Annotated in this window: 1 protein-coding gene and 1 pseudogene; both read left to right on the top strand. The window is 67.9% G+C overall.

The features are described 5' to 3' along the window. Positions 1-99: pseudogene (locus tag QRN89_RS35515) on the top strand (DUF2267 domain-containing protein); the annotation flags it as partial. Positions 100-211: 112 nt separating this feature from the next. Then, positions 212-418: a cold-shock protein gene (locus tag QRN89_RS35510; RefSeq protein ID WP_290354005.1), complete on the top strand. Its 207-nt coding sequence runs from the start codon at positions 212-214 to the stop codon at positions 416-418. Positions 419-1016: the final 598 nt, after the last annotated feature.

The following is a 1016-nucleotide window of genomic DNA, read 5'->3' as shown; positions in this document are numbered from 1 at the left end:
CTGGAGGCCGCACGCATCCTCACCGCCCAGCTCCCCGACGCCCAGCCGCCGACCGGCTGGGTGTTCGTCAAAGACCTCGCCGCCCGCATCGGCGCCGCATAGACGGCATCGGTTCACCGTTTGGGGTGCTTGTGAGGCGCGGGGCGGGTGGGGACCATCGAAAAGGCTGCACACCGCGGCTCGTGTGACACGTCGAGAAGGATTTACGCTGATGGCAACAGGCACTGTGAAGTGGTTCAACCCGGAGAAGGGGTTCGGCTTCATCCAGCAGGACGACGGCGGCCCGGACGTGTTCGTCCACTACTCCGCCATCCAGACGACCGGCTTCAAGGAGCTGGCCGAGGGCGCGAAGGTGGAGTACGACGTCACCCAGGGCCCCAAAGGACCGCAGGCCGAGCACGTAGTACCCATCCGCTGACACGCGCCCTGCGCCCTGCGCCCACCCGCAACCCCCGCTGCGGTTCGGCGCAGTCAAACGTGTCCCAAAAACCGGTGGCTCGTTGATGTGGCGACGCGTGCAGCTTCGTTCTCCGACGAAAGCGCGCCGAGGCCTCTGGAATTCACCCCTGGCCGGGGGCCCTCACCCCTTTCTCAGCCTCGTGCCAGGCGCACATTGCCGGCCCATGCCCGACGGCCCAGGCCCGCAGCCGCACGCCCACATCCAAGACCAAAGTCGGCAAGGGGGAAGCGCGTCCTCGGCAGAGCCGGCTACTGGCCCGAAGTGACAACATGCCTGCCCATGGGGCGACTATCGTGCCTCGGCTCACTCAGGCGTCCCCTTGGACGCCGACCGCCACGCGGCGCCGAGGCCAGAGTTGCGGGGCACGGCCATGAGCCGACCGAACGAAGGGGTGGTGGGACTGTAGGAACGGGCGGGACACGAGAGCGCCGGGAGCTGCTCCCCGGCACCGGTATGGGACCGCTGCGCTTCGGGATGAGCCCGAAGGAGGTCGCCAACGCGCTCCAGGTATCCGGGCCGCAAGAACAGGTGGGTGGCTCTTACGGACAGGAAGACT

It is taken from the genome of Streptomyces sp. HUAS CB01, from assembly GCF_030406905.1.
In the GTDB taxonomy this organism is placed as follows: domain Bacteria; phylum Actinomycetota; class Actinomycetes; order Streptomycetales; family Streptomycetaceae; genus Streptomyces; species Streptomyces chengbuensis.
This window is presented reverse-complemented; position numbering and strand designations above follow the sequence as displayed.